Source organism: Brevibacillus sp. HB1.3 (assembly GCF_013186635.1).
GTDB lineage: Bacteria > Bacillota > Bacilli > Brevibacillales > Brevibacillaceae > Brevibacillus > Brevibacillus brevis_D.
Genome location: NZ_JABMIT010000023.1, coordinates 1 through 6,401, shown reverse-complemented (window position 1 = coordinate 6,401; position 6,401 = coordinate 1). Strand labels below are relative to the sequence as shown.

General features: G+C 37.7%; 8 protein-coding genes and 1 pseudogene. 2 read left to right on the top strand and 7 right to left on the bottom strand.

What is annotated here, in order from left to right:
* From HPY31_RS28370 to HPY31_RS28350, 5 genes and pseudogenes are all read right to left on the bottom strand, one after another.
* Positions 1 to 292 (bottom strand): ankyrin repeat domain-containing protein (locus tag HPY31_RS28370; protein WP_172142872.1); only part of this gene is annotated, 292 nt, incomplete at its 3' end.
* A gap of 37 nt (positions 293 to 329) precedes the next feature.
* Positions 330 to 737, bottom strand: a pseudogene (locus HPY31_RS28365) (immunity 22 family protein); the annotation flags it as partial.
* 491 nt (positions 738 to 1,228) lie between these two features.
* Complete coding sequence (locus HPY31_RS28360) at positions 1,229 to 1,654, bottom strand: hypothetical protein (RefSeq protein WP_172143286.1); 426 nt, start codon at positions 1,652 to 1,654, stop codon at positions 1,229 to 1,231.
* A 36-nt stretch (positions 1,655 to 1,690) separates the two neighbouring features.
* Positions 1,691 to 2,095 carry an Rv0361 family membrane protein gene (locus tag HPY31_RS28355; RefSeq protein ID WP_172143285.1) on the bottom strand — a complete coding sequence of 135 codons (405 nt, stop codon included), beginning with the start codon at positions 2,093 to 2,095 and terminating at the stop codon, positions 1,691 to 1,693.
* A 148-nt stretch (positions 2,096 to 2,243) separates the two neighbouring features.
* Positions 2,244 to 2,450, bottom strand: a complete 207-nt coding sequence (locus HPY31_RS28350; protein ID WP_238352097.1) for an aspartyl-phosphate phosphatase Spo0E family protein — start codon at positions 2,448 to 2,450, stop codon at positions 2,244 to 2,246.
* Between the two features lie 240 nt (positions 2,451 to 2,690).
* Between HPY31_RS28350 and HPY31_RS28345 the strand changes: the two genes are divergently transcribed.
* Entirely contained in the window at positions 2,691 to 3,965 is a 1,275-nt protein-coding gene (locus tag HPY31_RS28345; RefSeq protein WP_371811822.1) for a helix-turn-helix domain-containing protein, read from the top strand.
* 303 nt (positions 3,966 to 4,268) lie between these two features.
* Positions 4,269 to 4,727 (top strand): hypothetical protein, encoded by a 459-nt coding sequence (locus HPY31_RS28340; RefSeq protein ID WP_172143282.1) that lies wholly within the window; start codon positions 4,269 to 4,271, stop codon positions 4,725 to 4,727.
* A 204-nt stretch (positions 4,728 to 4,931) separates the two neighbouring features.
* On the opposite strand, the gene HPY31_RS28680 is transcribed toward HPY31_RS28340, so the two are convergent.
* Complete coding sequence (locus tag HPY31_RS28680; RefSeq protein WP_216675853.1) at positions 4,932 to 5,240, bottom strand: hypothetical protein; 309 nt, start codon at positions 5,238 to 5,240, stop codon at positions 4,932 to 4,934.
* 60 nt (positions 5,241 to 5,300) lie between these two features.
* On the bottom strand, positions 5,301 to 6,227 hold the full coding sequence (locus HPY31_RS28335) for a hypothetical protein (RefSeq protein ID WP_172143281.1): 927 nt from the start codon (positions 6,225 to 6,227) through the stop codon (positions 5,301 to 5,303).
* Between the last annotated feature and the right edge of the window lie 174 nt (positions 6,228 to 6,401).

The window sequence follows — 6,401 nt, the reverse complement described above, 5'->3', positions numbered from 1 at the left end:
TACTGGCATGTATGTCTGCACCGTGCGCGATGAGCGCCTCTGCAACCTCTGGATAGAGCGTGATGTGCAATGGGGTAATCCCCTCATCGTTTTTCGCATGAACATCTGCACCTTGTGCGACTAAATACGCTATGAGGTCAACATCGTCCGTCATCACTGCGCCATGCAGTACGGAAAACTCATACTCATCCTTTTCATGCAGCAATTCCGGCTGTTTCGTCACAATCTTTTTTACGAGCTCGATGTCTCCGAGTTCAGCCGCATCATACAAATCTGCGAAATGGTAAGCCATATCTTTCTCTCCTCTCTTATGTATTCCTCCCTGCTCCTTACCGCTCTTCTGTTTCAAATACTAGTTTCGCGAGCAGGACCAGCGGTGAATCTTTTTCTAGCCTGCCGCCCTCAGTGAGATCGAACAATTTTTCGTTAATCGGTCCGTACCGTGATTCATTGCCGTACAGCAAAATGACATGTGGATACTTGCCAATTTCCTCTGTTAGCTTTTCCGGCCATTCTTTTCGATCGAGGGTTGCATTCATCGCATATTCGCTTTCCAAATACATGAAAAAGCCCGCTCTTGCCTCTGCATCCTGTACCTCATGTACTTCAAAAAAGTCCTCGTCTATCCATTCAAGACCAGACGCTGTTAAAAAGCCAGACGGTATCACATCCCCGTCCTCATCGTAAACCGGAGTCAAAAAATCCGCTAGTTCATCAGCCGATTGCAAGGTTGTTCCCCCTACCGTTACTACTCTCGTCTAGTTATTGATTTCAAAATCAAAAAGTATGTGCATTATGCATAGCCTTCTAAGTAGTGCCTACAAATGTCCCGACATCGCACCAAATGTGGGCACTACTTGTTTAGGCACTATATGTTCATTCGCTTTACTCCCCCAAAGTGACCTAATTATGTTCTCATATTCCAGATACTCTAAGTGGTGGAACCGTTTCAACCAGTTTGTTAATTATGACTTCCCGCTGCTGTTTGTCTAATGTTACCTCTTGGAGTTCTGCATTTACATCATGCCGTCAGTTATCTCAACTTCAACGTGAAAACCACTAAAAATCCGGTAGTCCCTTGCCTAAGGAATTACCGGATTCTTTGTCTAGGCTATGAAATGATCGTTACGTATTTGAGCTACCCTTTTGAGAGGGCGTCAGCAAATCACGTTACACTACGCTAAGAGTGTTCGCAATTATTCTAAGATGGGAAGGCTTGTCCTCTTTTTTAATTGTCGTATACGCCAACTGAACCAATTGTGATCACAGAGGAATCAGTATTGTTTTTAGCGCGAATATAGTACACGTTATTAGATGTCGCGTTTGAAAGAACGTCTTTAATTGCTTTACCAGAAGTGTTTCCAGTAAGCTTGACACTATCAACTTTGTAATCCTTAATGGTGCCTACTTCCACTAATGAATATGTTATAGAAGCTGCACCACTGTCAGCCTTTTGTAGTGATCGAACAGTTACAGTATCGTTCGATGGTTGGAATTCATCTGTAGTAAAACTATCCCCACCTGCAAAGTCATCAGGGAAATCTTCTACAAATGATGAAAACGACAATGGTTCAAAATTAGCTGCTTGAGCACTAATAATTGAGCCAACGGATAACATAGCCGTTAACGCTAGTATTTTGATTGTTTTGTACATTACTTCAACTCCTAGAAAAAGATTATTGGTTGTAAGCTATCTTGTGTTTTCAATAACTACTTTCCATTGATCATTTTCTTTTACAACTGGAAGAGTTATATCTTCCGAAGCATGTCTGTTGGTATAATGGAACGTAACACTCATTTTTTCATCTTCAATTTTTTCCACCGATACTGAATCCATATCTATATCCATCTTTTCAGTAGCAGCACTTTCGTATACTTTCAGTTTCTTTTCATCATTGTCAAACCTCTCATCAATCGTGTATTTAGCCATAGTTGATGCATCACCGTTCTCAAGAGCTTCCAAATAAATTTGTACCGTTTCTTTCACTTCTTTTTCTTCATTAACCGAAGCATAGGTGTTGGAAGTCCAAATACCACCTGTAACAACAGCAGCCCCAAGCAGTAGGAATGCAGCTACTTTAGTAGACTTTTTCATGCTCTTACCTCCAATTTAATTAATGTGTTTACCTTTATAATTACACAATTTACCAGTTGGATAAATGGTACAAAAGAACTACTGCCAACAAAAGCTATTAACACTGCTTGGTGTTGTAAATTCCCGTTTGGCTGGGTGTACCCCTTAATCAGATTACTCTTCGACTTTTACTGGTGGTGCTCTCTTTGCCTGACACTTCATCTCGCATTCTACGTTGATGTTCCACTACGTAATCATCAAGCTCTTGACTCACCTTCAACACAGCAAAGTCAGTTAGACTTCCCTTCTGTTTGAAAATTTCGTTCAGTTGGAATTGAAGGGTATCAATCTTCTGTAATAAGTCTTCGTTCCTCATTTCATACCTTCTCACCATTAACTCACCCCCATTGCATCACCTCACTTCTTCCAAAGAATACCAGTCGTTGCGTAATAACGAGTATTTTTCCATATATGCAACGTTCGACACAAAATAATTACAAAAGCCAAGAATTGTCGAATTAGATCGAATACTTACATTTGATAGTTCTAACTCCTATTGATATAATGCTTTTCGTAAATGTAATAAAATGGAAAAGCGGTGAATTGAGTGAAAAATGTGGAAGACCATATTGGCGAAATAATATTACGGTACAGAACCCAAAATAACCTCACTCTTTCTGAACTAGAAGAAAAATCAGGTGTCAATAAAAGCTCTATATCAAGAATTGAAAATGGTGAAACAAAGCGACCAGAACTAATAACCTTGTTACGCATCTTTGAAGCCTTGGATGTACAATATGAGGAGATAATCGAACTTTACATCTCTAATGAGACACGGAACAGCAGCTTACACGATTTATTGCTCGAAGCTATTCAACTCCCAAACGAAGACCTAACTATAAAAATAGTTTCCCGTATACTCGAAAATCCAAAAGAAAAAACTGAGGACTCAGTAGAGATCCTGTACAATACTGCTCTCAATGTTGAAAGCACTGAAATTAAACTTGTGCTCTTTAACCAACTTGCTCAATATTGTCGGATTCGTGGAATTCAGCCATACATGTCTAAAGCTTTATTTCATAGATATCGTATCGAAAGAAATAACCCACACCGCCTCGAAGAAACCTTTCGTTATGGGGAAGAGGTATTGTATTACATAGAGTTTTTGAGTCATGAAGAGAGAGTTAACCTTTGCTACTTAATGTCATTTGATGCACATGACTTGAAAAAATATGAGCAGTGTATTGAACTTGGAAAAATGGGACATGCCGAGGATTCTACAAACAATGAAATAAAGGAACGAATCGCCTTGGCTATTTGCAATTCCTATATGCGATTGGGCAAATTTGAAGACATGGAATCCCATATAGAGATGTACGAAAAGTTAGGATACCGTTTTATCATGGAACGCTCCAAGTATCTGCGTGCAATTATCTTGTCAAAGACTGGTCATTATCAGGAAGCAATTCCATTGCTCAGGGAGTGTGTAGGGGAAGCGACAAAGAACAATCTAATCCATAGAGTCAACGACCTAATAGAAGCATTACTTAACGTTAATGACGTAAACTCCATCAAACAAATTATCAACACAGAGGAACAAAACTTCTCTTTTGATTTTAATAATGCTTACAACTTTTCAGGAATAGGGAATTATTACAAAAACAAAGGAGCCTTCCTTGTTAGTCGCGGTCATTTCAATGAGGGCATGGATGCTTATCTACAAAGTATTGTGTATTACGGAAAAATCAATCGTATCGAAGAAATAATGTCTTGCGCTGTTGAGATAAACATGCATCATTGTGAATTAAAAAAAGATATGGATTTGGAACTTCTGAAAAAATTGAATGAAGTATATAATGTTATTAAATTCGGGATAAGAAATGAGGGGTAACATATGAGGAAGTTTTTAACTGTCATTTCAAGAGTTTCACTGGTGTTAGCTTGCTTTCTAGTTGTTGTTTCCACTGGTGCAAATAGCATGTCGCTCCCTAAAAAACCTCCTATTATTATGTATAGCGATAACCCACAAGGATAACTGTAACAAGATACGATAAACACAATAAAGCTCATAACAATCAGCAGACCTCAAAAGTCTGTTTTCTTTTTGTTCACTTTTGAAAGAGAGCAATCAATTCTCTACAAGTTAAAACCATAATTAGGAAAAAACGTAAACTCTAATAGAGGTGATAAGTGGATGACTGTAAAAGTAAATTTAAAAGGAGAGCATCAAAAAACAGTTAAGATATTTAAACAGGGTAGTCCAAAAATGAAGCGTATTAGCAAAGTGTTTGGTATTGGTGCAACGTTATTCAGTCTCTATGCCAATCACATCTTTAAAAGTAACCCCCATGATTGGTTAGATATCATTGGTCACTATGATTTGCTTCTGCTTTGTGTTGCGCTAGTTCTTTCCCTTGCAAACTTTTACATCAAAGCTACCTTATGGTTTATCGATGTATACATAGGCAATATGGGTAAAATCAAGATTCTGATGACTATTGTAGGTATACTTGTTCCATTCGGTATATTGATACATTCACTCGTAACCAAACACGCATTGTATGTAATTCCTTTGATTGTAGTTATCACAGTACATTTCTATACCCAATACAAAAGCAAGAAACCATCGTTAGGTAAAGTCATAGCTAATTAGCTCATACTAGTGATTGCCCATTTCGAACTGATAAACAGAAAAAACAGTACCCTCCATGTCGGTAGGTACTGAAATTAAGTTTCCGATTATGCATCTCCCTCACATTGACTCAATGGCATATTTTAGTTAACTTTATTGATGTAACAACTTCTCTGCTGACTCTCACGTTGAGAACACCTACTCAATACGTGGGAGTCTTTTATTTCACTCTTTAGATATGAGTAGTGGAATTTTAAAATAAATTGTCTCCTCCAATTCCTCTGATATAATCTCTACATCTATAAAGTAATTACCATCTTTGAGAGCAACAATTTCTACATCATCCTCAAACTCAACTTTTCTAGTGTGAATTAATGTGTCAATTTTTATGGTCACTACGTTGTCTTCGACCCATAAACGATTCACAGCATTAAGTTTGGTTATACGACTCCAATTTACGCTTGAATAGTTTGGGTTGATCATTGAATAACCCAATTCAGTTACCCTGGAAATATTAGGAATAAAACTTCCCACTAGTTTTTCAGTATATTTATTGTGGGCTTTCTCTAAAGGATTCTTTGGAAAGTCTTCTGGTCACTCTGGCTTTTCCCATTCATTTGAGCCACCTTTTTCAATAACACAAACCTCTGGAGGAAAAATCAAGTCTATGATAATACTATTAGCCTTAAGATTACCAGTGTTCACTACACTTACCAATAAATCTGATAGATGTTCATTAACCAAATGATAAGTGCGAAGTTTATCATTATATTCCTTTACTCTATTTGGCTCCGGGATATTTCGGTTGTACTCCTCTACCTCTTCTCTAGTTATATATTTTCGTAAATATTCCTCAATTTCGTCATATTCTATGTGTTCATGAAACTCTTTCTTGTATGATACCGATGGCAGCTTGAGTTTCAATTCCTTCATGTTATTGAATAGTACTTCAAAATTTGGCTTTCGACTTGTAATTGCGGGTTTTTCTATTGGTGCATTATCAGGTATCGCTCTCCCTGTTTTCTTTGCAAGCTCATCCAATAAAAAATCAACTTGTCGCTCCAGATCTTCAGTTGTAGAAAAATTACCCATTAATCCTTGTGGTCGTATTTTTTGCTTAAATTCTTGTAACTTCTGATATTGCTCAATGTTAAGTACATCTGGAGGGATTGACTTGTCCGAGAAATATAATGTTGCGGGTTTCTTTGATTCAACAAATCGTTCAATCTCTTCAATAGTACCAGATTCCGCTATTCCTGTAGGCGATCCAATCCGAGTCCAAAAAACACCAATTAAAACATCCGACTTATCGACTATTTGTTCATTGATCATTCCTTGAGGGCGACCACCTAGTTGTGGAGTTGTATTTGTCTCCCACATTGTAGGAAGGTAAATCAGATTGTAGTGTTCTGCATTCTTTGTATTCCACAAGTTAATTGTGTTTCTTATTGCTTCTCGTTCTTCTTTAACGTCTGATGGGGATGCGATTAACACTCGAAAAACATTTGCACTAAAGCTCATTAAAGCACCTCACCAATTGAATTATTCTGGACATCTGTCTGATTATATCACCAAATTTTAGCGCAATCTTCGACTTGTTTCGAAAAGAAAAAAGGAAGGTACTTTACTCTTTCAGCTCTTTGTCTTCCTCATGCCTTTAGCCCTTTTCATTGCTTGCTGCTTGTTCATCGTAAA

Excerpts from the sequence above, each read along its gene's own strand:
- HPY31_RS28360 (WP_172143286.1), bottom strand. The coding sequence starts at position 1,654 with ATGTACAAAACAATCAAAATACTAGCGTTAACGGCTATGTTATCCGTT.
- HPY31_RS28355 (WP_172143285.1), bottom strand. The coding sequence starts at position 2,095 with ATGAAAAAGTCTACTAAAGTAGCTGCATTCCTACTGCTTGGGGCTGCT.
- HPY31_RS28350 (WP_238352097.1), bottom strand. The coding sequence starts at position 2,450 with ATGAGGAACGAAGACTTATTACAGAAGATTGATACCCTTCAATTCCAA.
- HPY31_RS28340 (WP_172143282.1), top strand. The coding sequence starts at position 4,269 with ATGACTGTAAAAGTAAATTTAAAAGGAGAGCATCAAAAAACAGTTAAG.
- HPY31_RS28335 (WP_172143281.1), bottom strand. The coding sequence starts at position 6,227 with ATGAGCTTTAGTGCAAATGTTTTTCGAGTGTTAATCGCATCCCCATCA.